Raw genomic sequence first — 25673 nt, forward strand, 5'->3', positions numbered from 1 at the left:
GCATGGCGGACCAGTTGGCTCAGGTCGGAGAGCTTCCCCTTGCCCTGCTGATGGGAGTGCTCGGGGTGGTCATGCTCTTCGACGCGGTGCCGCTGTTCGGGGTCCTCGTCCCGGGCGACATCGCGGTGCTCGCCGCGGTGGCGGTCGGCAGTCCCGCGACCGGACTGGCTACCTTCGTCGCCGTGGTCGGCGGATGTCTCGCCGGCTGGTCGCTGAGCTTCCTGGTGGGCCGGCGGTGGGGCGACCGGCTGCGGCGCAGCAGCTTCGGTGGCTGGGTCGGCGAGGACCGATGGGCAGCGGCGGAACGCGTCCTGCGCCGGGACGGTGGCCGCCTGGTCGTCGTGGCGCCCTTCCTGCCGGTGTTCAACGCGTTGCTGCCGCTGGCGGCCGGCGGGTTGCACATGTCGTACCGGCGGTTCATCGGCTTCGCGACCCTCGGCGCCGGCGCGTGGGCCGGGCTCTACCTGGCGGTGGGCACCGCGTCGCGGTCGCTGGCCGGGCTGCTCCCGGCCGGCGCGAGCCCACTGCTGGTGACCATGGCCGGGGGCCTGCTGCTGGCCGCCCTGGTGTTGCTCGGCACCCGACGCCGGCTGCGACGAACGGTCGCGGGCTGATCCGGTCGCCTCGACGCCGGGGTCGCAGTGTGACGAGGATCATCGCGCTAGGACCGCCCGCCCACCTCGGTCACCAGCCGCGAGACCGCCACTCGGCCAGGTGGGGGCGCTCCGCGCCGAGCGTCGAGTCCCGGCCGTGCCCCGGGTAGAACCAGGTCTCGTCCGGCAGTCGGCCGAACAGCTTGTGCTCGACGTCGTCGATGAGGGTGGCGAAGCGTTCCGGATCCTGGTCGGTGTTGCCGACGCCGTTCGGGAACAGGCTGTCCCCGGTGAAAAGGTGGGGGCTGCCGACCGGGTCGCGGTAGAGCAGCGCCACCGAACCCGGAGTGTGCCCCTTAATGTGGATGACCTCCAGGGCGCAGTCGCCGACCGGCACGGTGTCACCGTCGGTCAGGGTCTCCGCCTCGATCGGCAACCCGTCCGCGTCGTCGGCGTGCACCAGCACCCGGGCGCCGGTCCTGGCCACCACCTCCTCCAGCCCCACCCAGTGGTCCATGTGCTGGTGTGTGGTGACCACCGCACGCAGCCCTGAGTCGGCGACCAGTTCCAGTAGCCGGGGCGCGTCGTTCGCGGCGTCGATCAGCACCTGGTCACCGGTGTCGTTGCAGCGCAGCAGGTAGGCGTTGTTGTCCATCGGTCCGACCGACACCTTGGTGATGGTCAGCCGGCCGAGTTCGCGTACTGCCGGCGGGCCGCCGGAGGTGACGTCTCCGCTGTAGGTCATGGCTCCCTAGGTCCATTCGGGTGGGCGGGGCGCTGGCGTACATCGGGATCCGCTCGCCGGTGCCCGCCGAGATGAGCAGGTTGCCGAGGCCGTCGGCTCGAATCCGGCCGCCGTCCGTAGTGGTCGTGCTGGGGCGTCGTCCACCTCACCGGTCAGCAGGAGGGGATCCATGGCCACGCACCGACCCTAGCCGCCCGTGCCCCGCCGCGTCGCTGTGGAATTCACTTCCCGTGCGGCACCGCCCGGCCTACCGTCGGTGTCCTCGAACCCCTTCTACCTGCGACGCGTCACCCGCTGGCGACCCTGTGGTCGTCGGAGCGCGGCGAGGTGGACAGGGACTCGTTCGCGGCGCCGGAGTGGAGGAGGTGGGGTCATGCCGGTCACCGCACCCGTCAATCACCCGCACCGACACTGAGCGAGGAATGATGGCCATCACGCTGAGCGCCCTCGGTTGGGACACCGACCGGGCGGCCCACCTGCGACGTATCCGTACCGACCACCGTCCGGGCCGCGTGTCCCGGGTCGACCGTGGCGTCTGCACCGTGCTCACCGAGGACGGGCCGTTGCGCGCCTCCCTCGGTGGGGCCGTCCTGGCCTGCGCCGCGGGCGATCACACCCGGCTGCCGTGCGCGGGCGACTGGGTGCTGCTACGCACCTGGCCCGACGCGCGGGTGACGGTGGAGGCGGTGCTGCCCCGGCGGACCGCCCTGATTCGGCGTACCGCCGGCAAGGACGCCGGTGGGCAGTAACTGGCCGCCAACCTGGACGTCGCCGCGGTGGTGGAGCCGGTTCACCCCGCACCGGACGCCGGCCGCATCGAGCGGCTGCTCGCCCTGGTCCACGAGTCGGGCGCCCGGCCGCTGGTGGTGCTGACCAAGACCGACCTGGCGGCCGATCCGGCGGCGATCGCGCGCCAGCTCGCCGCCCTCGCGTCCGGCGTACCGGTGCTGCCGGTCAGCGCCGAGCACCGCACCGGGCTGGGCCCGCTGCGTGCGCAGGTGGGGCCGGGCCGGACGCTCGGCCTGCTCGGACCGTCCGGTGCCGGCAAGTCGAGCCTGGTCAACGCGCTCGCCGCAGCGGTGATTATGCCCACCCAGGCGATCCGGCGGGTCGACGGCAGGGGGCGGCACACCACCACCTGGCGGTCGCTGGTGCCGCTGCCCGGTGGCGGTGCCGTGCTGGACACCCCAGGGGTCCGGGCCGTCGGGCTGCTGGACGGCTCGACCGGGCTGGACCGGGCCTTCGCCGACGTCGCCGAGATCGCCACCGGCTGTCGCTACGGCGACTGCCGACACGAGGCGGAGCCGGGCTGCGCCGTGCGGGCGGCGCTCGACGCCGGCGAGCTGACCGCCCGCCGTCTTCAGAGCTGGCGGCGGCTGCAACGGGAGATCGCCCACGAGACCCGCCGCCGCGCCGCCGGATCAATCCGCCGCCCCCGCTCCCGTTGACCCGCCGTCTTCCGTCCCCGTCTCGTCACGGGCTTGGGGTGGGGGACGTTGTCGGGGGGCGGGTCTACAGTTGCCGGGGCGCACTCTCCGCGCCGGCACAACCGCTGGATTCATCCCAGACGCGGACAGATCACCTCGTCATCCTCACCCGGGAGTACACGGACCGTGGCCGACCGTTTGATCATTCGTGGCGCACGCGAGCACAACCTGCGTGACGTCAGTCTCGACCTGCCCCGGGACGCCCTGATCGTGTTCACCGGGCTGTCCGGGTCGGGCAAGTCCAGCCTGGCCTTCGACACGATCTTCGCTGAGGGGCAGCGCCGTTACGTCGAGTCGCTCTCGTCGTACGCCCGGCAGTTCCTCGGCCAGATGGACAAACCGGATGTCGATTTCATCGAGGGCCTGAGCCCCGCGGTCTCCATCGACCAGAAGTCGACCTCGCGCAACCCGCGCTCGACCGTCGGCACGATCACCGAGGTCTACGACTACCTCCGGCTGCTGTTCGCCCGGGTCGGTGAGCCGCACTGCCCGGTCTGCGGCGAGCGGATCTCCAAGCAGAGCCCGCAGCAGATCGTCGACCGGGTGCTCGCCATGGCCGAGGGGACCCGCTTCATGGTGCTCGCCCCGGTGGTGCGGGGTCGTAAGGGCGAGTACGTCGACCTGTTCGCCGAACTCCAGGCCAAGGGGTACGCCCGGGCCCGGGTGGACGGCGTGGTGCACCAGCTCACCGAGCCGCCGAAGCTCAAGAAGCAGGAGAAGCACACCATCGAGGTGGTGATCGACCGGCTCAGCGTCAAGCCCAGCGCCAAACAGCGGCTGACCGACTCGGTCGAGGCTGCGTTGGGGCTCTCCGGTGGGCTGGTCCTGCTCGACTTCGTCGACCTGCCCGAGGACGGCCCCGACCGGGAGCGCCGCTACTCCGAGCACCTGGCCTGCCCCAACGACCACCCCCTCGCGATCGAGGATCTGGAGCCCCGGGTCTTCTCGTTCAACGCCCCCTACGGCGCCTGCCCGGAGTGCACCGGCCTCGGCACCAAGAAGGAGGTCGACCCGGAACTGGTCGTGCCGGACCCGGAGCGCACCCTGCGCGAGGGGGCGATTCAGCCCTGGGCCACCGGGCACAACCTGGAATACTTCCTCCGCCTGCTGGAGGCGCTCGGTGAGGCCGAGCATTTCGACATCGACACACCCTGGCGGGCGTTGCCGTCGCGGGCACAGAAAACCGTTCTGCACGGCTCCGACGACCAGGTGCACGTGCGCTACCGCAACAAGTACGGCCGGGAGCGCTCGTACTACACCGGCTTCGAGGGTGTCATGCAGTGGATCGAGCGCCGGCACTCGGACACCGAGTCGGAGTGGTCCCGGGACAAGTACGAGGGCTACATGCGTGACGTGCCGTGCGCGGCCTGCGGTGGCGCCCGGCTCAAGCCCGAGGTGCTCGCGGTCACGCTCGCGGGGCGCAGCATCGCGGAGGTCTGCAACCTTTCGGTCGGTGAGTGCGCCGACCTGCTGGCCGGCATCGAGCTGACCGACCGGCAGAAGCTGATCGCCGAACGGGTGCTCAAGGAGATCAACGCCCGGCTGCGGTTCCTGCTCGACGTCGGGCTGGACTATCTCTCCCTGGACCGGCCGGCCGGCACCCTCTCCGGCGGCGAGGCACAGCGCATCCGGTTGGCCACCCAGATCGGCTCCGGGCTGGTCGGCGTGCTCTACGTGCTGGACGAGCCGTCGATCGGTCTGCACCAGCGCGACAACCACCGGCTGATCGAGACCCTGATCCGGCTGCGCGGGCTCGGTAACACGCTGATCGTGGTGGAGCACGACGAGGACACCATCCGTACGGCCGACTGGATCGTCGACATCGGCCCGGGGGCGGGCGAGCACGGCGGCCAGATCGTGCACAGCGGCTCGGTGCCCGGGCTGCTGGCGAACCCGGAGTCGATGACCGGGGCGTACCTGTCGGGCCGCCGGGAGATTCCGACGCCGAAGCAGCGCCGGCCACACACCCCGGAGCGGGAGCTGGTGGTACACGGCGCCCGCGAGCACAACCTGCGCAACCTGACCGTGGGATTCCCGCTGGGCCAGCTCATCGCCGTCACCGGGGTCAGCGGCTCCGGCAAGTCGACCCTGGTCAACGACATCCTCTACGCCGTACTGGCCAACCAGGTCAACGGTGCCCGGCTGGTGCCCGGCCGGCACACCCGGGTCTCCGGGCTGGAGCACGTCGACAAGGTCGTCGGCGTCGACCAGTCGCCGATCGGGCGTACGCCGCGCTCCAACCCGGCCACCTACACCGGTGTCTGGGACCACGTCCGCAAGCTGTTCGCCGAGACCACCGAGGCAAAGGTCAGGGGGTACGGCCCGGGCCGGTTCTCGTTCAACGTCAAGGGCGGTCGCTGCGAGGCGTGTTCCGGCGACGGCACCATAAAGATCGAGATGAACTTCCTGCCCGACGTGTACGTCCCCTGCGAGGTCTGCAAGGGCGCCCGGTACAACCGGGAGACGTTGGAGGTGCACTACAAGGGCAAGACCGTCTCGGACGTGCTGCATATGCCGATCGAGGAGGCCGCCGAGTTCTTCTCCGCGATCCCGGCCATCCACCGACACCTCGGGACGCTGGTCGACGTGGGCCTGGGCTACGTCCGGCTGGGCCAGCCGGCGCCGACCCTCTCCGGCGGCGAGGCGCAGCGGGTCAAGCTCGCCTCCGAGCTGCAGAAGCGGTCCACCGGACGGACGGTCTACGTGCTCGACGAGCCGACCACCGGCCTGCACTTCGAGGACATCCGCAAACTGCTGCTGGTGTTGGACGGGCTGGTCGACAAGGGCAACACGGTGATCACGATCGAGCACAACCTCGACGTGATCAAGAGTGCCGACTGGCTGATCGACATGGGTCCCGAAGGCGGCCACCGGGGCGGGACGGTGCTCGCCGCCGGCAGCCCCGAAGAGGTCGCCGAGGTCACCGAGAGCCACACCGGGCAGTTCCTGCGTACCGTGCTCAAGCTGGACGGGTCGGCGAAGGGCGCGGCGGCGGCCACCGCCCGCGCGACCAAGGCCAACGGCACCAAGGCGCGCGGCGGGCGGAAGGTCACCGCCGGGACGTGCTGATCCACCACCCACCACCCACCACCCGGCGGTGCGGTCGACTGTCGGGAGGCGCCCCGGTCACCGGGGCGACGTGGCCGATCGGGTGAACCGCGAGGCAGAGTGGCGCGTGTAGGGAAGGTAGCCACAGACCATGCACGGTGGTAGCCGACGAAAGAGGCGAGACATGAGCGAGCGCAGCCGGAGGGCTGTCACGAGCGACGACCAGGTGCTGGCCGGCCCGGAGACGCGGACCCGCCGGGCCGTGCTGACCGGTGCGGGAGCGGTCGGCGCGGCGGTGGTCCTGGCCGGCTGCGGCGGTTCGGACTCCGGCGACGGCGCGGCGCCGACCAGCGGTGGTCCGCAGGTCACCAACACCGGTGACGCCGGTGGTGGGGATCGCGAGGGCGCCCAGTCGCTGGCCAGAACCGCCGACATCCCGGTCGGCGGCGGCGCGGTCTTCGCCGCCCAGGGCGTGGTGATCACCCAGCCCAGTCCCGGCGAGTTCAAGGGCTTCGACCCGGTCTGCACCCACCAGGGCTGCCCGGTGTCGAACGTCGACGGCGGCACCATCAACTGCACCTGCCACGGCAGCAAATTCTCCATCGAGGACGGGTCGGTCAAGGCGGGCCCGGCCACCACGGGCCTGCCGGCCAAGGACGTCAAGGTCGACGGCGACCGGATCTCGCTGGCCTGAGTCGTCCTCGGCGCGGTCGCGGCCGGGACGGAACCGTCCCGGCCGCGACCGCGCCGAGTTCACTGGGCGTACGCCGACATCTCCCACAACGAGAAGCCGTACGACGTGCCCCGGGTCAGCCCGTACATCCGCACGTACCGGGCCTGCTGCGGGGCGAAGGCGAGCACGTCGGTCCCGCCGTCGCCGGCCGTCGTCGACCAGACCTGTCGCCAGGTGTTTCCGTCGGAGGAGACCTCGACCCGGTAGGACCGGGCGTACGCCGCCTCCCAGGCCAGCACCACCCGGCCCACCGGCCGTACCGAACCCAGATCCACCCTGAGCCACTGGTTGTCCGACCAGGAGCTGGCCCACCGGGTGTTCAGGGCGCCGTCGACGGCACGGGCCGCGCCGTTGCCCCACTGGCTACTGGAGGCGGTCGCCGTCCGGCCGGCCGCCAGGTTGGTCAGGTCGGCACCGCGCCGGGCGGGGAACGAGACCACCTGCTGGTAGGTGGGACGGTTCTGCCAGGCGATGGTGGCGTGCCTGATGCCGCCCAACGGTGACTGGATGATCGCGTCGGCGCACCACTGGTTCCCGGCCGGGCAGCCGGAGTCGCCCGGGTAGGTCTGTGCGGCCGGCGTCGCCGCCGCCGTCGCGAGACCGTCGAGCAGGATCTGCCGGCAGGCGCCGAGGTTCCCGTTGCCGCAGAAGGTACGTCCGGGACCGCCGGCGACCGGGTCACCCAGGACGGCGCGGAGGTCCTTGTCGACGTAGCCCCACCAGCCGTACTGGAACGCCGAACCCTTGTGGGTCTGAGCGCCGCTCGCCGACGACGGCAGGGTAGACACGTCGCCCTGCTGGTGCCCGGAGGGCGACTCGTTGACCTGCAACGTGTTGACCAGGGACTGGTAGAGCTCCGCACCGAGGGGGGCGCGGAACATGCCCCGTACCAGCAGTGGCCACCAGGCGTCGAAGGTCCGGATCGCCTCGGCGTGCTGGTACACCCTGCTGCCCTTGGTCGTCTCCACCCGCAGCGCACCCGCCTGCCGCCAGGTTCTCAACCGACTGATCTCGGCGGCCAGGGCGCTGTCGGTGACTGGCTGGCTCTCCAACACCTGGATCAGCTCGTCGAGCACCTCGGCGCCGCGCAGGTCGGTCAGGCCGGCCCGCTGCACCAGTTCGGTCAGCGAGGCCCGGTCGAACTTGCGGCCGGCCGCCAGGGCCGCCTTCACCGGCTTGTCCAGCAGGTCCCCCCGGTGTACGGCACCGAAGCTGAAGTTGCCGTCGGCGGCTCCGAAGTCCTTGGCCTGCTTGTTGTTCCAGCTGATGTAGTAGTCCTGGTTGATCGACTGCGGGTGTGCGGCGGCCGGCGCGTACCTGGCGGTCCGGGTCTCCGGGTCGTAGTCCTGCCACTCGTAGGCCCGTTCGGCTTTCATCGGCAGGTTCGGGTTGGTGCCGGTGGCCCGCAGCGGGTTGAGGCCGGAATTGAAGTACGCCGACTCGGTGGAGTTGACGTAGAACCAGTTGAAGGCGTAGTCGACGTTCTGCGCCGAGCCGAGGAACGCGGCGGCCGAGCCCATCTGGGTCGGGTCGTTGAACATCTGGAAGCCGATGGCGGAGTCGGCCTCCCGCCCGTATGTGGAGCGCAGCTGGGTGAAGGCGTGCGGCACCCCGTCGACCGTGCCGCGCCAGGCCACCAGGCCCAGTCCGGTTCGCCAGGCGACGAGCTTGTAGGACCCGGCCGCGGTGCTGTCGGCGACGGTCGGGTTCCACCGGTTGACGTGCGACAGCTCCTCCATTGCCAGGCACTTGCCGCGGAACAGGTAGTGGTTGCTGGCCAGCGTCGGTGTGTCGCCGCCGGGTACGCAGAGCGGCACCGCGTACGTGTCGGTGATGTCGTGGACGGATGAGGTGGCGCTCCAGGCGTATTCCTGACCCCGACCGAGCAGGACGTAGAGGTTGAGCCCGGCGAAGGCGGCTCCCCGGGCGCTGATGCCCGGGCCCTGTAGCTCCTGGACCATCAGCAACTGGGGGGAGAAGTAGCCGGTCTGCGGCCCGAAGACGGCGATCGGGTGCCCGCTGGCGGAGTGCTCGGCGGAGATCACGGCCGCGTTGGACATGCCCCGGTGGGCCGGGCCGATGCTCAGCCCGGACAGCGCGGCGGCCAGCTGGGAACCGCTGTTCGAGCCGGTGGCCGCGGTGGCGGTGGCAGAGCCGGTCGGATTGGTGAAGATCGGCTCGACCCGGGCGGAGTTGGCGTCCGGCAACACCACGCTGGGTGCGTCGGGGGAGGCCTCGCCGGACGGGAAGCTCTGCCCGTCGTGCAGGGTCAGCACGGTCTCCGGGTCGTTCTGGCCCCGGAAGCCGTGCCACACCCGGTCACCCTCGACCGGGCCGTACTTGGCTCGGGCGGCGATGCGGACCAGCGCGGACTGCATCTCGGTGCCACCACCCCCGCCGAACAGGCCGCCGACCACGCCGGCGATGGCGACCAGGTCGGTCATCGCGAACGGCTTCGGCCCACCGGCGTTGGTGATCGCGTCGAGGTGCCCGGTCAGCACGTACTCCCCGGGACAGTTGCGGTTCGCCATGCAGGTCCGGATGTAGGCGTTGACGCCGGAGATGTACTCCTGCACGTCGGTGTAGAGCTGCTCGCCCCGCGTCCCGTCCCGCTGCCGCAGCGCGGACACCTGGGCCTGCAGGTCCGCCTCGGTGTACGGGGAGGTACGCCAGACGCTCTGCTCAAGGGCGCGGTTGCCGGGAGCGCCGCCGGCGAAGGGGGTCAGGGTGCCGCGTCCGACGTGGCGCAGCAGATCCATGGTGAAGAGCCGATCCTCGGCGCCGGCGTAACCGGCGCCGTACATGGTGCCGGCGCGGGTGGTGCCGGTGATGTGTGGGACGCCGGTGGCCCGGTCCCGCACGATGCGCACGTCGGAGCGCGGTGAGTAGTCGCGTTCGACCTGGCTGGGGGCGACCCCGAAGGAGGCGTCGTCGAAGAAGGTGCCGATCTGATCCTCGCGTAGCCCGGCGTAGCCGTAGACGAGGTCGGCGTATCTGTCGAGTTGGTCGGCGGAGTGCCGGGGGAAGGTGCCGAATGCCTGGTTGCCCAGGATTTCGACCAGGGTGGCGTTGCCGTTCTGGCCGGGCGGCAGGATCTCCGAGCACTCGCCGAGGCAGTAGTCGTTGCCGGCGAAGGCGTTGGCGACGTTCGCCGCGAGGGCGGTGGCCGGCGTGCCGGCCGAGGCGGGCGCGGTGGCGGTGGTGGGGACGGCGACCAGGAGGGCGGCGACGGCGACGGCGGTCGTCGCACCGGCGAACAGCCGGTGGCTGGCGGTGTGACCGGACATGGCGATCCTCTGTGGACGAGGCCATCGGACGGGAACATCACATGAAGAACATTCGGTTACTGGATGGTAGGCCGCACCGCTCAATATTGGAAGCCGTCGATTGATTTGCCGGGGCGCGGAGGCCGTGCCCGCACCCGGAAGAGGGTGCACCGACTCGGGGTCAGCCGGGGGTGTCGGAGGCGGCGGCTAGGCTCGCCGGTGTGGCTGATCCGTCGACCTACCGTCCCGCGCCGGGCACGATCCCCGAGGCGCCGGGGGTCTACCGTTTCCGCGACGGCACCGGACGGGTCATCTACGTCGGCAAGGCGAAGAACCTGCGCAGCCGGCTCAACTCCTACTTCGCCGACCTTTGGGGTTTGCACCAGCGCACCCAGCAGATGGTCACCACGGCGGAGGCGGTGGACTGGGTCACCGTCGGCACCGAGGTCGAGGCGCTTCAGCTCGAATACACCTGGATCAAGCAGTACGACCCGAGGTTCAACGTCCGCTACCGCGACGACAAGTCGTACCCGTACCTGGCGGTGACCCTCGACGAGGAGTTTCCCCGGCTACAGGTGATGCGGGGCGCCAAGCGCAAGGGGGTCCGCTACTTCGGGCCGTACTCGCACGCCTGGGCGATCCGCGAGACGCTCGACCTGCTGCTGCGGGTCTTCCCGGCGCGAACCTGCTCGGCCGGGGTGTTCAAGCGGGCTGGGCAGGTCGGTCGCCCGTGCCTGCTCGGCTACATCGGCAAGTGCTCGGCGCCCTGCGTCGGCAGCGTCACGGCGCAGCGGCACCGCGAGATCGTCGACGATTTCTGCGACTTCATGGCCGGGCGGACCGACAGCATGGTGCGCAAGCTGGAGCGCGAGATGGCCGAGGCCAGCGCGGCGCTGGAGTTCGAGCGGGCGGCGCGGCTGCGCGACGACGTCGCCGCGCTGCGTCGGGCGATGGAGAAGCAGACGGTGGTGCTCGGCGACGGCACCGACGCCGACGTGGTCGCCTTCGCCGACGACCCGCTCGAAGCCGCCGTCCAGGTCTTCCACGTGCGGGGCGGCCGGGTGCGCGGCCAGCGTGGCTGGGTGGTGGAGAAGACCGAGGATCTCACCGCGGGTGATCTGGTGCACCACTTCTGCACCCAGGTCTACGGTGGCGAGCAGGGCGAGGCCGACGTGCCGCGCGAGCTGCTGGTGCCCGAGTTGCCGGCCGACTCCGACGCTCTGGCTGACTGGCTCGCCACCTACCGCGGCAGCCGAGTGAGCCTGCGGGTGCCTCAGCGCGGCGACAAGCGCGCCCTGATGGAGACGGTCGAACGCAACGCCAGGGACGCCCTGGCGCGGCACAAGCTCAAGCGGGCCGGCGACCTGACCACCCGGGGCAAGGCACTGGACGAAATCACGGAGGCGCTCGGCCTGCGGACGGCGCCGCTGCGCATCGAGTGCTTCGACATCTCGCAGATCCAGGGCACCGACGTGGTGGCGAGCATGGTCGTCTTCGAGGACGGGCTGCCCCGTAAGAGCGAGTACCGCCGGTTCATCATCAGGGGCGCCACCGACGACCTCTCGGCGATGTCCGAGGTGCTGCGTCGCCGTTTCGCCCGCTACCTCGACGCCCGCGCCGAGACCGGTGAGGCCGGTGTCGAATCCGCCGCCGGCCTCGCCGAGCCGGCCGACGCCCACGGCCCTGCGGTGGCGGCCGACGACGGCAGTGACGAGCCGAGGATCGGCGTGCTGGTCGACCCGACCACCGGCCGGCCACGCCGGTTCGCGTACCCGCCGCAGCTGGTGGTTGTCGACGGCGGCGCGCCGCAGGTGGCCGCCGCCGCTCAGGCGTTGGCCGAGTTGGGCATCGACGACGTGGCGCTGTGCGGGCTGGCGAAGCGGCTGGAGGAGGTCTGGCTGCCCGGCGACGAGTTCCCGGCCATTCTGCCGCGCACCTCGGAGGGGCTGTACCTGCTGCAACGGGTGCGCGACGAGGCACACCGGTTTGCCATCACCTTCCACCGGCAGCGCCGCTCGAAGCGGATGACCACGTCGGCGTTGGACAACGTCCCCGGTCTCGGGGAGATCCGCCGCAAGGCGCTACTGCGCCACTTCGGCTCGCTCAAGCGCCTCTCGGCCGCCACCGTCGAGGAGATCACCGAGGTCCCCGGGGTGGGCCGCCGGACGGCCGAGGCAATCCTGGCCGCCCTTGACGGCGACGACAGGCAACCGTCCGTCGACTGACCGCCCGGCTCTCAGCCGGCGAGCACCCCGAGGATCTGCTCGCCGTACTTGGCGAGTTTGTTCTCCCCGACGCCGCTGATCCGCGACAGCTCCGCCAGCGACGACGGCGCGTCGGCGGCGACCTGCCGCAGCGTCGCGTCGTGGAAGATCACGTACGCGGGGACGCCCTGTTCCTTCGCGGTCGCCGCCCGCCAGGCGCGCAACCGGTCGAACGTGCCGACCGCCTCCGCCGGCAGCTCGGCGACCACCGTGGCCGCACCCCTGGGCTTGGCCACCTTCGCCGGGCGTGCCTGCTCACGGCGCATCATCACGGTGCGCCGCCGACCGAGCACCTCGTTGCTGCCGTCGGTCAGCGCCAGCGTGCCGTAGTCACCCTCGACGGCCAGCAGTCCTTCGGCGAGCAGTTGACGCACCACGCCGCGCCACTCCGTGTCGCTCAACTCGGTGCCGATGCCGAAGACGGTCAGCGAGTCGTGCCGGTGCTGCACGATCTTGTCGGTGCTGCGGCCCAGCAGGATGTCGACGCAGTGTCCGGCCCCGAACCGCTGGTTGCGCTCCCGGTCCAGCCGGAAAACGGTGGAGAGCAGCTTCTGCGCGGCCACCGTGCCGTCCCACGACTCGGGTGGCGCCAGGCAGGTGTCGCAGTTTCCGCAAGCGCCGTCCAGGGTCTGGCCGAAGTAGTCGAGCAGCTGCACCCGTCGGCAGCGGACCGTCTCGCAGAGCGCCAGCATCGCGTCGAGGTGGGCGGCGAGGTTACGCCGGTGGGCCAGGTCGCCCTCCGAGGTGTCGATCATCTTGCGTTGCTGCACCACGTCCTGTAGCCCGTACGCCAGCCAGGCGGTGGACGGCAGCCCGTCGCGGCCGGCCCGGCCTGTCTCCTGGTAGTAGCCCTCGACCGACTTCGGTAGGTCGAGGTGGGCGACGAACCGGACGTCCGGCTTGTCGATGCCCATGCCGAAGGCGATCGTCGCCACCATCACCACCCCGTCGGCGCGCAGGAAACGCTGCTGGTTGGCGGCGCGGGTCGCCGCGTTCAGGCCGGCGTGGTACGGCAGCGCGTCGACGCCGTTGGCGAGCAGGAACTCGGCCGTCTTGTCCACCGAGGCCCGGGACAGGCAGTAGACGATGCCGGCCTCACCCGGGTGCTCGTCGCGCAGCAGGGCGAGCAGTTGCTTGCGGGGCTCCCGTTTCGGCACGATCCGGTACTGGATGTTCGGCCGGTCGAAGCTGGCCACGAAGTGCCGCGCCTCGGTGAGCTTGAGCCGGCTGGCGATCTCGGCGCGGGTGGCGCTGGTCGCGGTGGCGGTCAGCGCGATCCTCGGCACTCCCGGCCAGCGTTCGTGCAGCATCGACAGGTTCAGGTAGTCGGGCCGGAAGTCGTGCCCCCACTGCGACACGCAGTGCGCCTCGTCGATGGCGAACAGGCTGATCCGGCCCCGATCCAGCAAACTGAGCGTCCCCCGGCTGGCCAGGGCCTCCGGCGCGAGATAGAGCAGGTCGATCTCGCCGGCCACGAACTCCGCCTCGACCAGCCGGCGGGTGTCCAGATCCAGCGTCGAGTTGAGGAAGCCGGCCCGGACGCCGACCGCGGTCAGCGCGTCGACCTGGTCCTGCATCAGCGCGATCAGCGGCGACACCACCACGGCGACGCCGTCGCGGACCAGCGCCGGGATCTGGTAACACAGCGACTTGCCGCCGCCGGTCGGCATCAGCACCAGCGCGTCGCCGCCGGCCACCACGTGGTCGATGACCTCCGCCTGGAAACCCCGGAAGGCGTCGTACCCGAAGACCCGCCGCAGTGTCTCCAGCGTGGCCGAGCCTTGCCCAGCCGGAGTCGGTTCGTCGATGTGCGAGTCGGTGGCGGTAGTCGGGTCGACGGTGCTCACGTCGGCGGGGGAGGGCATCCTGGGATTCTACGAGCCGCCCCGACGGCCTTACCGACCCACGCGGGGGTGTCGAACGTGGCCAACTGCGGGCCGAGTCCGGTCACCGGGCCGCAGTGTCGTCGCCCTCGCCCCAGCAGAGCCCGCCGAGTCCGGCCGCGCTGTGGAAACCGGGATGGCCGGTGACGTCCAGGCAGATCTCGTTGTCCGGGCCGATCCGGCCGCAGAACACCGGCTCGACATGGTTCCAGGCATCGGCCCGGGACAGCAGCGCGGCACCGGCGGGCAGTTCGGGACGCAGGATCGTCAGCCCTTCGGTGTAGACGAACGCCTGCTCCCGGGCCTCCTGCGGGTCAGGGGCCAGATAGGTCAGGTGCAGCGTCCAGCGGCGCGGCAGACGATCCCCGGTGGCAAGCCCCGACCGCGCTCGCGCTCCGTCGTGTATCGGTCGACCAGGGCATCGACGTACGAGGCGAGAGCGCTCGTCCCGGTCAGCGCGTGGGCGATGGCGGCCCGCTGACGTTCGGACACGCCCGCCCCGGCCAGCACGCCGGACAGGTCCTCCTGGAAGGTGCTGGCCCACCCGACCCGCGAACCTCGCCCCGACGATCGACTGTCAGTCATAGCTCCTCCTCTCGTTGCGTGATGAGGTGATTACCATGAGCCTGGCCTAGATCAGCGGGTTGCCTGGTCGGCGTTCGTGGCCGGACTGCGCGACTGATCCGCCCGGGACGAACGCTCGCACGGTGGCAGCTCAGCTGGTGTCGCCCCGGCGGGTCGACTGGCAACGGCGTCGCGCTGCGAGCCGACGGGGCCTGCTGCTGGCGGCGTGATCCCCGCCCGGTTAGATGGGCGGGTGGCGGTACGCATCGATATTGACGCCCTGCGGGCGGCGGCCGGGGCCGTGGCCTGCGCGGCGGCGGAGAAACTCAGGTCAGCGGGGCAACCCCAGGTGATCGTGGCGGTGGGCGGCGGCGCATCGTGCACTTTCCGCCAGACCGGACAGCCACCGTACGACGTGTGGGTGGGGATCACGGCGGACGGCTTCACGGCCGAGTGCGACTGCCCGACGCCGGAGGAGTTGTGCGGCCACGCGGTGGCGCTCGCCGATGCGGCCCTGACGGAGGAATTCGCGTGGTCCTCGTTGGCCACGCCACCGTCGGCCGAGGAGGTCGACCCCCGGGTCGCCGAGCTGGCCGACGTCGCGGGCGGCATCCCGGCCCGAAGGCTGGCGTGGCTGGTCGCCGAGTGGGCTGTTGCGGATCGCGTGCTGGAGAACCGGCTGCTGGGGTACGCCGGGCTGCTGGCGTCGCCCACCGAGGCCGAACTGGCCGACATCGGCCGAACTATCGACGACCTGGCCCACGAGGCGACCAGCGGCGACCGTTGGGACCTGCACGACGTGGAGAAAGCCGGCCGGGCCATCGTCGAAGAAGTGCGGGTGTTGAGCCAACGCCCCGCCGACCCTGCGGCGCTGCTGGTGGTCGAGCGGGCGGCCCGCGCGTGGGACGGGTTGGCCGGACATCTCAACGACGCCTGGGAGACCTACGAGGAGGAGCCGGCCGAAATCGGTGAGGCGCTGCGGGCGGCCCACATCCAACTCTGCGAGCAGGTGCAGCCGGACCCCGACGAGCTGGCCGCCCGGCTGACCGAGATCATCGAGGCGGCCGAGGTCGAGTCGTGCCTCGACGCGCCGGAGGACTACCTCGGTGTGCTGGGCCGTGACCGGGTCAAGGCGCTACTCCGCCGCTGAGTAGGCGGGCGGCCCGGATGCGGTGGAGCCTCGGTGGTCAGCGGGCCGCGGGGACCGGGACCTTCTTCGCCCAGCGGACCTCCCCGTCCGTCTCGACGTAACAGAACGCCACCACCAGGCGCGACGGGTCAGTCAACGGCGCGGCTCCGACGCCCATCCGGAACACCGCGACCAGGCTGCCGTCGGCGACCGCACGGGTGCCCACCGCGCCGAGGGTGTCCGGGGTCCTCAACGAGTCACTCGACCAGGGGCGCGGGGCGACGCCGGCGAGCCAGTCGTAGCGCTCGGCCAGCACCTCGTACGAGCCGGACCAACTGGATCCGGTGCCGCCGCTGGCGTTCCAGCCGAGGAACGGGCGCACCACCCGGGCGGGAAGGTCGCGGTCGTCCAGCAGGATCACCTGGTAGGAGCCCGGCTGGCCCGGCCCGGACCAGTGCAGCCGCAGCAGCACCGACTGGTCGTCCGGATCGCCGACCACAGTCTGCCCCGCGTTACGGGAACCGTGCGCGGCGGCGAGGTCGGACACCTGGTCCGGCCCGGGCAGCAGGGCCTCGACGGTCACCGTGACCGCGTCGCCGCCGCTACGCCACTCGTGCTCGCGTTCACGGAACCGCTCCACGGTGGCCAGCACGGCCACCGTCGCCGCCACGAGAGCCACCACCCAGCGCAGCCGCGCCCCGTGCCTGCCCATGGCCGGAGGATAACCGTGGGCAGGGCCGCGCGCGGTCACCCAGCCGACACCCAGACGAAGGAAGGCCCCTGTTGACGCCTGGCGCATGGCAGGGGCCCCAATCGACCCATTCCGGCCGCGCGCTCCGCGCACCGGCCGCGCGGTGGTGCATCCCGCCCACCCGGGGACGGCGAGCTAGAGTCGCTGCTGACCATGCCCGGTCGGTATCGACCGAGGCGCGACGGCTTGGGGGTTTTACCGGTGGGCGAGGCGCACACGAGTGGTCACCGCGTCGGCGTACCCGGTGAACAGACCGGGACCGCGGGGGAGGTGGACACGACCCTGGTCGTGGTCACCGGCCTGTCCGGTGGTGGGCGCAGCACGGTCGCCCGCGCCCTGGAGAACGTCGGCTTCTACGTCGTCGACAACCTTCCGCAGGCGCTGCTGCTGGAAATGGCTGAGCTGGCGGTGAAGGCCGGCGGAGCGGCCCGGCGTACCGCGATGGTGTTGGATGTGCGGTCCCGGGCTTTCTCCACCGACCTCGCCGGGGCGATCCGGGAGCTCAAGGAGCGCGGCTACGCCCCCCGGGTGGTCTTCGTCGACGCCGACGACGAGGTGTTGATCCGCCGGTTCGAGAGCGTGCGGCGCTCACACCCGTTGCAGGGTGACGGGCGGCTCGCCGACGGCATCGCGGTCGAGCGGGGCCTGCTGGAGGAGGCCCGCGACCAGGCTGACGTGATCATCGACACCAGTCACCTGAACGTCAACCAGCTGCGCCGTCGGGTCGAGGAGCTGTTCGGTGGCGAGGACGCGCGCCGGCTGCGGGTAACCGTGATCTCCTTCGGCTTCAAGTACGGTCTGCCGCCGGACGCCGACTTCGTGCTCGACGCCCGCTTCCTGCCCAACCCGTACTGGGTGCCCCAACTGCGTGAGCACACCGGACGGGAGGAGGCGGTCAGCGCGTACGTGCTGGGCCAGGAGGGCGCGAACGCCTTCGTCGACGCGTACACGGACCTGGTGAACGCCACCACCGCCGGCTTCGAACGAGAGGGCAAGCGGTACCTGACCGTGGCGGTCGGCTGCACCGGCGGCAAGCACCGCAGCGTGGCGATCGCCGAGGAACTGGCTGCCCGGCTGCGCCACGCCGGGCTCGCCGCCAACGCCCAGCACCGCGACCTGGGGCGGGAATGACGATCCGGGTGGTGGCGTTCGGCGGCGGACACGGCCTGTCCGCCTCGCTGCGCGCACTGCGACGCTGCGCCCCGGAGCTGGACCTGGACATCACCGCGGTGGTGACCGTCGGGGACGACGGCGGCTCCAGCGGCCGGCTGCGCGCCGAGCGGGGCGGCCTGCCCCCCGGTGACCTGCGGCAGGCGCTGGTCGCACTGGCCGGCGACCATCCCGCCACCCGGCGCAGCGCCGGCCTGTTCCAGCACCGCTTCGGTGAGGTGACGACGGTACGGGGCGACGGGCTGGCCGGGCACGCGGTGGGCAACCTGGTGCTCTGCGGGTTGATGGAGCTGCTGGGCGACCCGGTGGCCGCCCTGGAGCACGCCGGGGCGATGCTCGGCTCGGTCGGCCGGGTGCTGCCGATGTCCCGCCAGCCGGTGGACATCGAGGCCCAGGTGCGGGGGGCGGACCCGGGTCGCCCCGACGAGGTGTGCGCGGTGCGCGGCCAACACCAGGTCGCGGTCACCACCGGCCGGGTCGAGTCGCTGCGGCTCAGCCCGCAGGCACCGGCCGCCTGCGCGGAGGCGGTCGCGGCGATCGGTGCCGCCGACTGGTTGATCTTCGGGCCGGGCAGCTGGTACACGAGTGTGCTGCCGCACCTGCTGGTGCCGCAGCTGGCCGCGGCGATCCTGGTCAGTCCGGCCCGGCGGCTGGTCACCCTCAACCTCGCCGCCGAGAAGGAGACCCTCGGCCTGTCGGTCGCCGATCACCTGGCGGCGCTGCGCTGGTATCTGCCGGAGCTGACCGCCGACTTCGTGCTCGCCGACGCCAAGGCGGTTGGTGACCCCGAACCCGTCAGTGGTGCGGCAGAATCGCTGGGAGCCCGGCTTGTCCTTGCCCCCGTCGCGGTCGACGACGGCACTCCCCGTCATGATCCGGCTGCTCTGGGCGCCGCCCTGGTGCCCGTACTGGGCGCCGATCGTTAGACACGTACGTAATCTCCGGCGACACGCCGGAACGGGTCCGTGAGGGGACGCACAATGGCGATGACGGCTGCGGTCAAGGACGAGCTGAGTCGGGTCGACGTGCCCAAGCCCTGCTGCCGGCGGGCGGAGATGGCGGCGCTACTGCGGTTCGCCGGAGGGCTGCACATCGTGTCCGGGCGGGTGGTGGTGGAGGCGGAACTGGATACCGGCGCGGTGGCCCGCCGGCTGCGGCGCGAGATCGCCGAGGTCTACGGGTATCCGAGCGAAATCCATGTCCTCGCCTCCGGCGGGCTGCGCAAGGGCAGCCACTTCATCGTCCGGGTGGTCAAGGACGGCGAGGCGCTGGCCCGGCAGACCGGCCTGCTGGACGTGCGGGGTCGGCCGGTACGCGGGCTGCCACCGCACGTGGTCGCCGCCAACGTGTGCTGCGCGGTGTCAGCCTGGCGGGGCGCGTTCATGGCGCACGGCTCGCTGACCGAGCCGGGGCGTTCCAGCGCGCTGGAGATCACCTGCCCCGGTCCGGAGTCGGCCCTGGCGCTGGTCGGCGCGGCCCGCCGCCTCGGCATCACCGCCAAGAACCGTGAGGTGCGCGGCGTCGACCGGGTGGTGGTCAAGGACGGTGACGCGATCGCCGCGCTGCTCACCCGGGTCGGTGCCCATGCCAGCGTGCTGGCCTGGGAGGAGCGCAGGGTGCGCCGCGAGGTCCGGGCGACGGCCAACCGGCTGGCGAACTTCGACGACGCCAACCTGCGGCGCTCGGCTCGGGCGGCGGTCGCCGCCGCGGCCCGGGTCACGCGGGCGTTGGAGATCCTCGCCGACGACGCGCCAGAGCACCTGACCTCCGCCGGCCGGCTGCGGCTGGAACACCGGCAGGCGTCCCTGGAGGAGTTGGGCGCGCTGGCCGACCCGCCGCTGACCAAGGATGCCATCGCGGGGCGGATCCGCCGGCTGCTGGCGTTGGCCGACAAGCGGGCACGGGACCTGGGCATGCCGGATACCGAAGCGGCCGTCACGCCCGACATGCTCGTGGTCTGATAGGACGGTGGGTCGTCCCGGCAGACGGGTCGGCGGGAGCGGGCTCCCGTCGGTGTGTCTGCGGGGCGGTCGGCGTCCGGCGGCACGGGAGGACAACCACCCGGCGCAGCACGGCTTGGCGCGCTCGGATAGGGTCGCTGGGTACGGCAAGGGGGCCGGCACCGGCGCTCCCCGCCGCACCCACCGCCTCGGGCGGTCAGGTCCCTAGACCGCGGCGGGGCAGCCGAGATGAACCGTCGACGGCCGGCTCAACGGTCGGCGCACACCACTCTGCCGGCCGAAGGTCTCTATGCCGGCGGACCAGAACGCGAGGAGATGGGACCTGTGACCATCCGGGTTGGCATCAACGGCTTCGGCCGGATCGGCCGTAACTTTTTCCGGGCAGTGCTGGCTTCCGGCGCTGACGTCGAGGTCGTGGCCGTCAACGACCTGACCGACAATGCGACGCTCGCTCATCTGCTCAAGTACGACAGCATCCTGGGTCGCCTCCCGCACGAGGTCAAGGCCACCGCCGACGAGATCACCGTCGGCGGCAAGACCATCAAGGCGTACGCGGAGAAGGACCCGGCCAAGCTGCCCTGGGGCGACCTGGGCGTCGACATCGTCATCGAGTCGACCGGCTTCTTCACCGACGCCACCAAGGCGAAGGCGCACGTCGACGGCGGAGCCAAGAAGGTCATCATCTCCGCTCCGGCGAAGAACGAGGACGTCACCGTCGTGATGGGCGTCAACCAGGGCCAGTACGACCCGGCCAAGCACACCATCATCTCGAACGCCTCCTGCACCACCAACTGTCTGGCGCCGATGGCGAAGGTGCTGCACGACACGTTCGGCATCACCAAGGGTCTGATGACCACCATCCACGCGTACACCCAGGACCAGAACCTGCAGGACGCGCCGCACTCGGACCTGCGCCGGGCCCGCGCCGCCGCGCTGAACATCGTGCCGACCTCGACCGGCGCCGCGAAGGCCATCGGCCTGGTCCTGCCGGACCTCAAGGGCAAGCTAGACGGGTTCGCGCTGCGGGTGCCGATCCCCACCGGCTCGGCCACCGACCTGACCGTCGAGGTCAGCCGGGAGACCACCGTGGACGAGGTCAACGCCGCGCTCAAGGCCGCCGCCGAAGGTCCGCTCAAGGGCATCCTGGTGTACAACGAGGACCCGATCGTGTCGGCCGACATCGTCACCGACCCGGCGTCGTGCATCTTCGACGCGCCGCTGACGAAGGTCATCGGCAACCAGGTCAAGGTGGTCGGCTGGTACGACAACGAGTGGGGGTACTCGAACCGCCTGGTGGACCTGGTCAAGCTGGTGGGTCAGTCGCTGTGAGCATCCGTACCCTCGACGACCTGCTCGCCGAGGGGGTGCCGGGTCGGCGCGTGCTGGTGCGCGCCGACCTGAACGTCCCACTCGACAAGCAGTCCGGCTCGATCGCCGACGACGGCCGGATCCGGGCAGTGCTGCCGACCCTGGGTGCGCTCACCGAGGCCGGTGCGAAGGTCGTCGTCTGCTCCCACCTGGGCCGACCCAAGGGCGCACCGGACCCGCAGTTCAGCCTCGCCCCGGTCGCCGGGCGGCTCGGCGAGCTGCTCGGCACGGCTGTGCACTTCGCCACCGACACGATCGGCGACTCGGCCCAGGCCACCGTGGCGGCGCTCGCCGACGGCGAGGTCGCGCTGCTGGAGAACCTGCGCTTCAACAAGGGGGAAACCAGCAAGGACGACGCCGAGCGGGGTTCCTTCGCCGACCAGCTCGCCGCCTTCGGTGACGCTTACGTGGACGACGCGTTCGGCGCGGTGCACCGCAAGCACGCCAGCGTCCACGACGTGCCCGCGCGACTGCCGCACGTCGCCGGCCGTCTCGTGCTGCGCGAGGTGGAGGTGTTGTCGCAGCTGACCGGCGCCCCCGAGCGGCCTTATGTGGTGGTGCTCGGCGGGTCGAAGGTCTCCGACAAGCTCGCGGTGATCGAGGCGCTGTTGCCGAAGGTCGACCGGCTGCTCATCGGTGGTGGCATGTGCTTCACCTTCCTGAAGGCCCAGGGCCACGAGGTTGGTTCCTCGCTGCTGGAGGCCGAGATGGTGGAAACCTGCCGCAATCTGCTGGAGCGCTCCGAAGGCAAGATCATGCTTCCGGTCGACGTGGTGGCTGCCGACGCGTTCGCCCCGGACGCCGCGCACGACACCGTGCCGGCGGAGGGCATTCCCAGTAAGCGGGTGGGGCTGGACGTGGGCCCGAAGACGGTGGCGGGCTTCGCCGCCGCGCTCAAGGACGCCCGGACGACCTTCTGGAACGGCCCGATGGGCGTATTCGAGATGCCGGCCTTCGCGCACGGCACCCGGGGGGTCGCCGAGGCGATCGCCGCGTCCGGCGCGTTCAGTGTGGTCGGCGGCGGCGACTCGGCAGCTGCGGTCCGCGCCCTGGGGCTCGACGAGAAGGACTTCGGACACATCTCCACCGGTGGCGGCGCCTCCCTGGAGTACCTGGAGGGCAAAACCCTCCCCGGCATCGCGGCACTGGAGAACTGATGGCGAGCGCTCCCCGCCGGCCGCTGATGGCCGGCAACTGGAAGATGAACCTCAACCACCTCGAGGCGAACCTGCTGGTGCAGAAGCTGGCGGCCAGCCTGAACGAGAAGCAGCTGTCCGAGGTGGAGACGGTGGTCCTGCCGCCCTTCACCGACCTGCGCACGGTGCAGACCGTGGTGGAGGGCGACAAGCTGTTGGTCGGCTACGGCGCGCAGGATCTCTCCCCGCACGCCTCGGGCGCCTACACGGGCGAGATCGCCGGTCCGATGCTGGCGAAGCTGGGCTGCACGTACGTGGTGGTCGGACACTCCGAGCGGCGCGCCTACCACCGCGAGGACGACGCCCTGGTCGGCGCCAAGGTGCAGGCGGCGTTGACCCACGGGCTCACCCCCATCCTCTGCGTCGGCGAGGGGCTGGACGTCCGGGAGCAGGGCGGCCAGGTGTCGCACTGCACCGACCAGCTCGACGCCGCACTGAAGGGGCTGAGCGCGGAGCAAATCACCCAGGTGGTCGTCGCGTACGAGCCGGTCTGGGCGATCGGCACCGGCAAGACGGCCACGCCGGAGGACGCCCAGGAGGTGTGCGGCGCACTGCGGGCCCGGTTGGCCGAGTCCTTTGACCAGGGCACCGCCGAGAAGGTCCGGATCCTCTACGGCGGCTCGGTGAAGTCGTCCAACGTCGCCTCGATCATGGCGCAGCCGGACGTGGACGGCGCCCTGGTGGGCGGCGCCAGCCTGGACGCCGAGGAGTTCGCGAAGATCTGCCGGTTCCCGGAGCACATCACCGGCTGATTGCTCGCTATCCTTGACTCCGCCCGTCCGCCGGTCGGTGCCGCCGTGCCCGAACTGCCCGGGCGAGGATCGTAACGAGAGGACTGACCCCCGCCATGCCGATCTGGTTCGCCTACACGTTGATCGTGTTGCTGGTCATCACGAGCGTCCTGCTCACCCTGTTCATCCTGCTGCACCGGGGCAAGGGAGGTGGGATGTCCAGCATGTTCGGCGGTGGCGTCAGCTCCAGCCTGGCCGGGTCATCGGTCGCCGAGAAGAATCTCGACCGCTACACCGTCCTGGTGGGCATCGTCTGGTTCGCCTGCATCATCGGGCTCGGCCTCTGGCTCCGGCTCGAGGTGGGTACGGGCGTCTGAGCAGGCTGCCGAGTCGTACAATCTGCGCGCGGTCCGTCACCCGACGGGCCGCGCGCAGTCCGTTTCACCCGCTGCACCGCGTCGCCCGCCGTCCACTCCTCGACGGCGGCCCCTCCGACGACAGGAGCCAGCGCCGTGCCGAACGGCCACGTCATCCGCGGTGCCCGGGTCGGGTCCGCGCCCGCCCGCCACTCCGAACGCCACCTGCCGGTCCCCTGCCGGTCGGTGAGCTACTGGTGCCGCAACGGGCACAGAACCGAGATCCGGATCGTCGCTGACGTGACGGCGCCAACCGTCTGGGACTGCCCGCGCTGCGGGCTGTCGGCCGGTCAGGATGCCCAGGATCCGCCGGGCCGGACCCGGGCGGAACCGTACAAGACCCACCTTGCGTACGTGAAGGAGCGGCGTACCGAAGCCGAGGGGGAGGCGATCCTCGCTGAAGCCCTCGCCGCCCTGCGTCGGCGGCGTGGACGCCGCTGAACCCGCGCACCCCGCCGCCCGGTGTCAAGAAGGGGCCCCTCCACCTCACCAGGTGTCAACAGGGGGCCCTTCCTTCACCGCAGGCTGCGGAGGCGGGTGGGGACGTCGGCGGCGGCGGCCCGGTCCAGCAGCCAGAGGGTACGGCTGGTGCCCTGCACACCGGCCGCCGGGATCTGCACCGGCCCGGCACCGGCCAGCGCCATACCGACCGCGTGGGCCTTGTCGGCGCCGCCGGCCACCAGCCACACGTCCTCGGCAGTGTTGATCGTCGGGAGGGTGAGGGTGATCCGCACCGGCGGTGGCTTCGGGCTGCCCCGAACCGCGCTGACCGGACGGCTCTCATAGTGCACCGGGTGCTCCGGGAAGACCGATGCGACGTGCCCGTCCTCGCCGACGCCGAGCATCAGCACGTCGAAGTGGGGCAGCGTGGCGGTACCGGGGCGGGCCGCCCGAGCGAGTTCCGTCGCATACCGGGCGGCGGCCTCCTCCGCGTCGGCCCCGGCGTCGGCGGCCGGCATCGCGTGGACCCGGGCGGGATCCACCGGCAGCGAGTCGAGCAGCGCCGCTCGGGCCTGGGTCTCGTTGCGCTCCGGGTCGCCGGCGGGCAGGAACCGCTCGTCGCCCCACCAGAAGTCGACCCGGGACCAGTCCACCGCGTCCCGGGCCGGCAACGCACCCACCGCCCGGTAGACCGCGGCGGCGACCCGCCCGCCGGTGAGCACCACCGACGCCTGGCCGCGCTCGGCCTGGGCGTCGAGCAGCCTCACCACCAAACGGGCCGCGACCGCCTGCGCCAGCAGGTCGACGTCGGCGTGGACGGCGACACTCGCCTCACTCATGGTGTCCTTCCGGGACCGCGCGGCGGTCGTGTCGTACGAACAGGGGGTCAGGAGCCGGTGTTCGTGACCGGGTGGGCGGTGACGCCCGCCTCGGCCCGCCTGGCGGTGGTCGGATCCCGCCAGACATGTACCCGCTGGCTTGACCGCCGGTCCAGGTGGGTGAGCCCGGCGAAGGTGCCCAGCGCCTCCGCGTACACCTGGTCGGGGCCGAGCCGGCGCAACTCCTCGGCCAGCTCGTCGCCGAGCGGCCGGCGCACCAGCGGGAGCACCCGGTCCTCCTGGCCGGTACGGCGGAAGGTGGCCATGCTGTCCTCTCGGGTCAGCGTCAGCTCGTCGCCGTTGTCGCAGCGCAGCTGCACCTCACGCATCCGGGGGAACTCCCGGGTCCGGTCCCAGCGGGGTTTGATGTCCAGCCGGCTACGCAGCCAGCCGCGCATCAGCGCGGCGGTCGGGTCGGTCGGCGGCGCGACCACCGCGGCCTCGGTGAGCTGTGCCTCGGTGGTGTCGAACGCCCCGGCGACCAGGGTGCGCCACGGGGTGATCCTGGTCCAGGCGAGGTCGGTGTCGCCGGGCGCGAAGTCCCGGGCCCGCTGCCGCAGCGCCGCGATCGGGTCGGCGGCCTGCGCGGAGTCGGTGATCCGGCGGTCGGCGACCACACCGAGAAAGTCGGTGGCGATCTCCTCCGGCGGTTCACCGTGCCACCACGTCACCACCGGCACGTCCGGCACCAGCAGCGGCATCACCACCGACTCGGCGTGCAGCGCCAGCCGCCCGTACATCCGCATCACCACGGCCTCGCACGGGCCGAGTCGACCGCCGACCACGATCTCCGCGTCGAGGCGGTTGCGGTCGCGGTCCACGTCGGAACGGACGACCACCAGCAACCGGCACGGGTGCGCGGCGGCGGCGATCGTGGCGGCCGCCTCCGCGTCGCGGACCCGCTTCTCGTCGGCCACCACGATCAGGGTCAGTGCCATGCCGCTGGCCACCCCGCCGGCGCTGCGCCGTTCTGCGGCGAGCGCCTTGACCACCTCGTTGCCGGTGGTGTCCCACAGTCCGATCAACGGAGCCTCCTGCTTCGCTCGCCG

General features: G+C 71.5%; 21 protein-coding genes and 1 pseudogene. 14 read left to right on the top strand and 8 right to left on the bottom strand.

Annotation, left to right across the window (positions count from 1 at the left end):
• The first annotated feature begins 2 nt into the window (after positions 1 to 2).
• Entirely contained in the window at positions 3 to 614 is a 612-nt protein-coding gene (locus ACFHWY_RS08975) for a DedA family protein (protein ID WP_416579651.1), read from the top strand.
• Between the two features lie 70 nt (positions 615 to 684).
• Here ACFHWY_RS08975 and ACFHWY_RS08980 read toward each other — a convergent pair whose 3' ends face one another.
• Positions 685 to 1338: an MBL fold metallo-hydrolase gene (locus tag ACFHWY_RS08980; protein ID WP_416579652.1), complete on the bottom strand. Its 654-nt coding sequence runs from the start codon at positions 1336 to 1338 to the stop codon at positions 685 to 687.
• Between the two features lie 425 nt (positions 1339 to 1763).
• On the opposite strand from ACFHWY_RS08980, the pseudogene rsgA reads away from it, so the two are divergent.
• The 3 genes and pseudogenes from rsgA to ACFHWY_RS08995 all read left to right on the top strand — a co-directional run bounded on the left by rsgA (position 1764) and on the right by ACFHWY_RS08995 (position 6567).
• A pseudogene (rsgA, locus tag ACFHWY_RS08985) lies at positions 1764 to 2786 on the top strand (ribosome small subunit-dependent GTPase A).
• A gap of 165 nt (positions 2787 to 2951) precedes the next feature.
• A complete protein-coding gene (gene uvrA / locus ACFHWY_RS08990; RefSeq protein WP_416579653.1) occupies positions 2952 to 5894 on the top strand; it encodes an excinuclease ABC subunit UvrA in 2943 nt (980 codons plus the stop codon).
• A gap of 163 nt (positions 5895 to 6057) precedes the next feature.
• Complete coding sequence (locus tag ACFHWY_RS08995) at positions 6058 to 6567, top strand: Rieske (2Fe-2S) protein (RefSeq protein ID WP_416579654.1); 510 nt, start codon at positions 6058 to 6060, stop codon at positions 6565 to 6567.
• 59 nt (positions 6568 to 6626) lie between these two features.
• Here the strand turns inward: ACFHWY_RS08995 and ACFHWY_RS09000 are convergent, their stop codons facing one another.
• Complete coding sequence (locus ACFHWY_RS09000; RefSeq protein WP_416579655.1) at positions 6627 to 9893, bottom strand: penicillin acylase family protein; 3267 nt, start codon at positions 9891 to 9893, stop codon at positions 6627 to 6629.
• A 200-nt stretch (positions 9894 to 10093) separates the two neighbouring features.
• On the opposite strand from ACFHWY_RS09000, the gene uvrC reads away from it, so the two are divergent.
• Positions 10094 to 12097, top strand: coding sequence for an excinuclease ABC subunit UvrC (gene uvrC, locus ACFHWY_RS09005; protein WP_416579656.1), 2004 nt, complete (start codon positions 10094 to 10096; stop codon positions 12095 to 12097).
• Between the two features lie 11 nt (positions 12098 to 12108).
• Here uvrC and recQ read toward each other — a convergent pair whose 3' ends face one another.
• From recQ to ACFHWY_RS09020, 3 genes are all read right to left on the bottom strand, one after another.
• Positions 12109 to 14001 carry a DNA helicase RecQ gene (recQ, locus tag ACFHWY_RS09010; RefSeq protein WP_416579657.1) on the bottom strand — a complete coding sequence of 631 codons (1893 nt, stop codon included), beginning with the start codon at positions 13999 to 14001 and terminating at the stop codon, positions 12109 to 12111.
• 82 nt (positions 14002 to 14083) lie between these two features.
• Positions 14084 to 14212 (bottom strand): hypothetical protein, encoded by a 129-nt coding sequence (locus tag ACFHWY_RS09015; protein WP_416579658.1) that lies wholly within the window; start codon positions 14210 to 14212, stop codon positions 14084 to 14086.
• A gap of 137 nt (positions 14213 to 14349) precedes the next feature.
• Entirely contained in the window at positions 14350 to 14604 is a 255-nt protein-coding gene (locus tag ACFHWY_RS09020) for a hypothetical protein (RefSeq protein ID WP_416579659.1), read from the bottom strand.
• A gap of 232 nt (positions 14605 to 14836) precedes the next feature.
• Here ACFHWY_RS09020 and ACFHWY_RS09025 point away from each other — a divergent pair, with 232 nt between their 5' ends.
• Positions 14837 to 15733 carry a hypothetical protein gene (locus ACFHWY_RS09025; protein WP_416579660.1) on the top strand — a complete coding sequence of 299 codons (897 nt, stop codon included), beginning with the start codon at positions 14837 to 14839 and terminating at the stop codon, positions 15731 to 15733.
• Between the two features lie 37 nt (positions 15734 to 15770).
• Here ACFHWY_RS09025 and ACFHWY_RS09030 read toward each other — a convergent pair whose 3' ends face one another.
• The gene (locus ACFHWY_RS09030) at positions 15771 to 16424 is read right to left on the bottom strand and encodes a hypothetical protein (RefSeq protein WP_416579661.1); all 654 of its coding nucleotides are present in this window, start codon (positions 16422 to 16424) and stop codon (positions 15771 to 15773) included.
• A gap of 240 nt (positions 16425 to 16664) precedes the next feature.
• On the opposite strand from ACFHWY_RS09030, the gene rapZ reads away from it, so the two are divergent.
• The 8 genes from rapZ to ACFHWY_RS09070 all read left to right on the top strand — a co-directional run bounded on the left by rapZ (position 16665) and on the right by ACFHWY_RS09070 (position 23746).
• Entirely contained in the window at positions 16665 to 17594 is a 930-nt protein-coding gene (gene rapZ / locus ACFHWY_RS09035; protein ID WP_416579662.1) for an RNase adapter RapZ, read from the top strand.
• Positions 17591 to 18559: a gluconeogenesis factor YvcK family protein gene (locus ACFHWY_RS09040; RefSeq protein WP_416579663.1), complete on the top strand. Its 969-nt coding sequence runs from the start codon at positions 17591 to 17593 to the stop codon at positions 18557 to 18559. Before rapZ ends, ACFHWY_RS09040 begins: the two co-directional genes overlap by 4 nt.
• Positions 18560 to 18613: 54 nt before the next feature.
• Positions 18614 to 19594: a DNA-binding protein WhiA gene (gene whiA, locus ACFHWY_RS09045; protein WP_416579664.1), complete on the top strand. Its 981-nt coding sequence runs from the start codon at positions 18614 to 18616 to the stop codon at positions 19592 to 19594.
• Positions 19595 to 19918: 324 nt separating this feature from the next.
• On the top strand, positions 19919 to 20923 hold the full coding sequence (gene gap, locus ACFHWY_RS09050) for a type I glyceraldehyde-3-phosphate dehydrogenase (RefSeq protein WP_416579665.1): 1005 nt from the start codon (positions 19919 to 19921) through the stop codon (positions 20921 to 20923).
• On the top strand, positions 20920 to 22119 hold the full coding sequence (locus ACFHWY_RS09055; RefSeq protein WP_416579666.1) for a phosphoglycerate kinase: 1200 nt from the start codon (positions 20920 to 20922) through the stop codon (positions 22117 to 22119). Before gap ends, ACFHWY_RS09055 begins: the two co-directional genes overlap by 4 nt.
• Complete coding sequence (gene tpiA, locus ACFHWY_RS09060) at positions 22119 to 22910, top strand: triose-phosphate isomerase (RefSeq protein WP_416579667.1); 792 nt, start codon at positions 22119 to 22121, stop codon at positions 22908 to 22910. Before ACFHWY_RS09055 ends, tpiA begins: the two co-directional genes overlap by 1 nt.
• A 95-nt stretch (positions 22911 to 23005) precedes the next feature.
• The gene (gene secG / locus ACFHWY_RS09065) at positions 23006 to 23266 is read left to right on the top strand and encodes a preprotein translocase subunit SecG (protein WP_092382518.1); all 261 of its coding nucleotides are present in this window, start codon (positions 23006 to 23008) and stop codon (positions 23264 to 23266) included.
• Positions 23267 to 23401: 135 nt separating this feature from the next.
• A complete protein-coding gene (locus ACFHWY_RS09070; RefSeq protein WP_416579668.1) occupies positions 23402 to 23746 on the top strand; it encodes an RNA polymerase-binding protein RbpA in 345 nt (114 codons plus the stop codon).
• A 74-nt stretch (positions 23747 to 23820) separates the two neighbouring features.
• On the opposite strand, the gene pgl is transcribed toward ACFHWY_RS09070, so the two are convergent.
• Both pgl and ACFHWY_RS09080 read right to left on the bottom strand, forming a co-directional pair.
• Positions 23821 to 24585 (bottom strand): 6-phosphogluconolactonase, encoded by a 765-nt coding sequence (gene pgl, locus ACFHWY_RS09075; protein ID WP_416579669.1) that lies wholly within the window; start codon positions 24583 to 24585, stop codon positions 23821 to 23823.
• 47 nt (positions 24586 to 24632) lie between these two features.
• Positions 24633 to 25649, bottom strand: coding sequence for a glucose-6-phosphate dehydrogenase assembly protein OpcA (locus tag ACFHWY_RS09080; protein WP_416579670.1), 1017 nt, complete (start codon positions 25647 to 25649; stop codon positions 24633 to 24635).
• Positions 25650 to 25673: the final 24 nt, after the last annotated feature.

It is taken from the genome of Micromonospora sp. LOL_024 (assembly GCF_048060415.1).
GTDB lineage: Bacteria > Actinomycetota > Actinomycetes > Mycobacteriales > Micromonosporaceae > Micromonospora.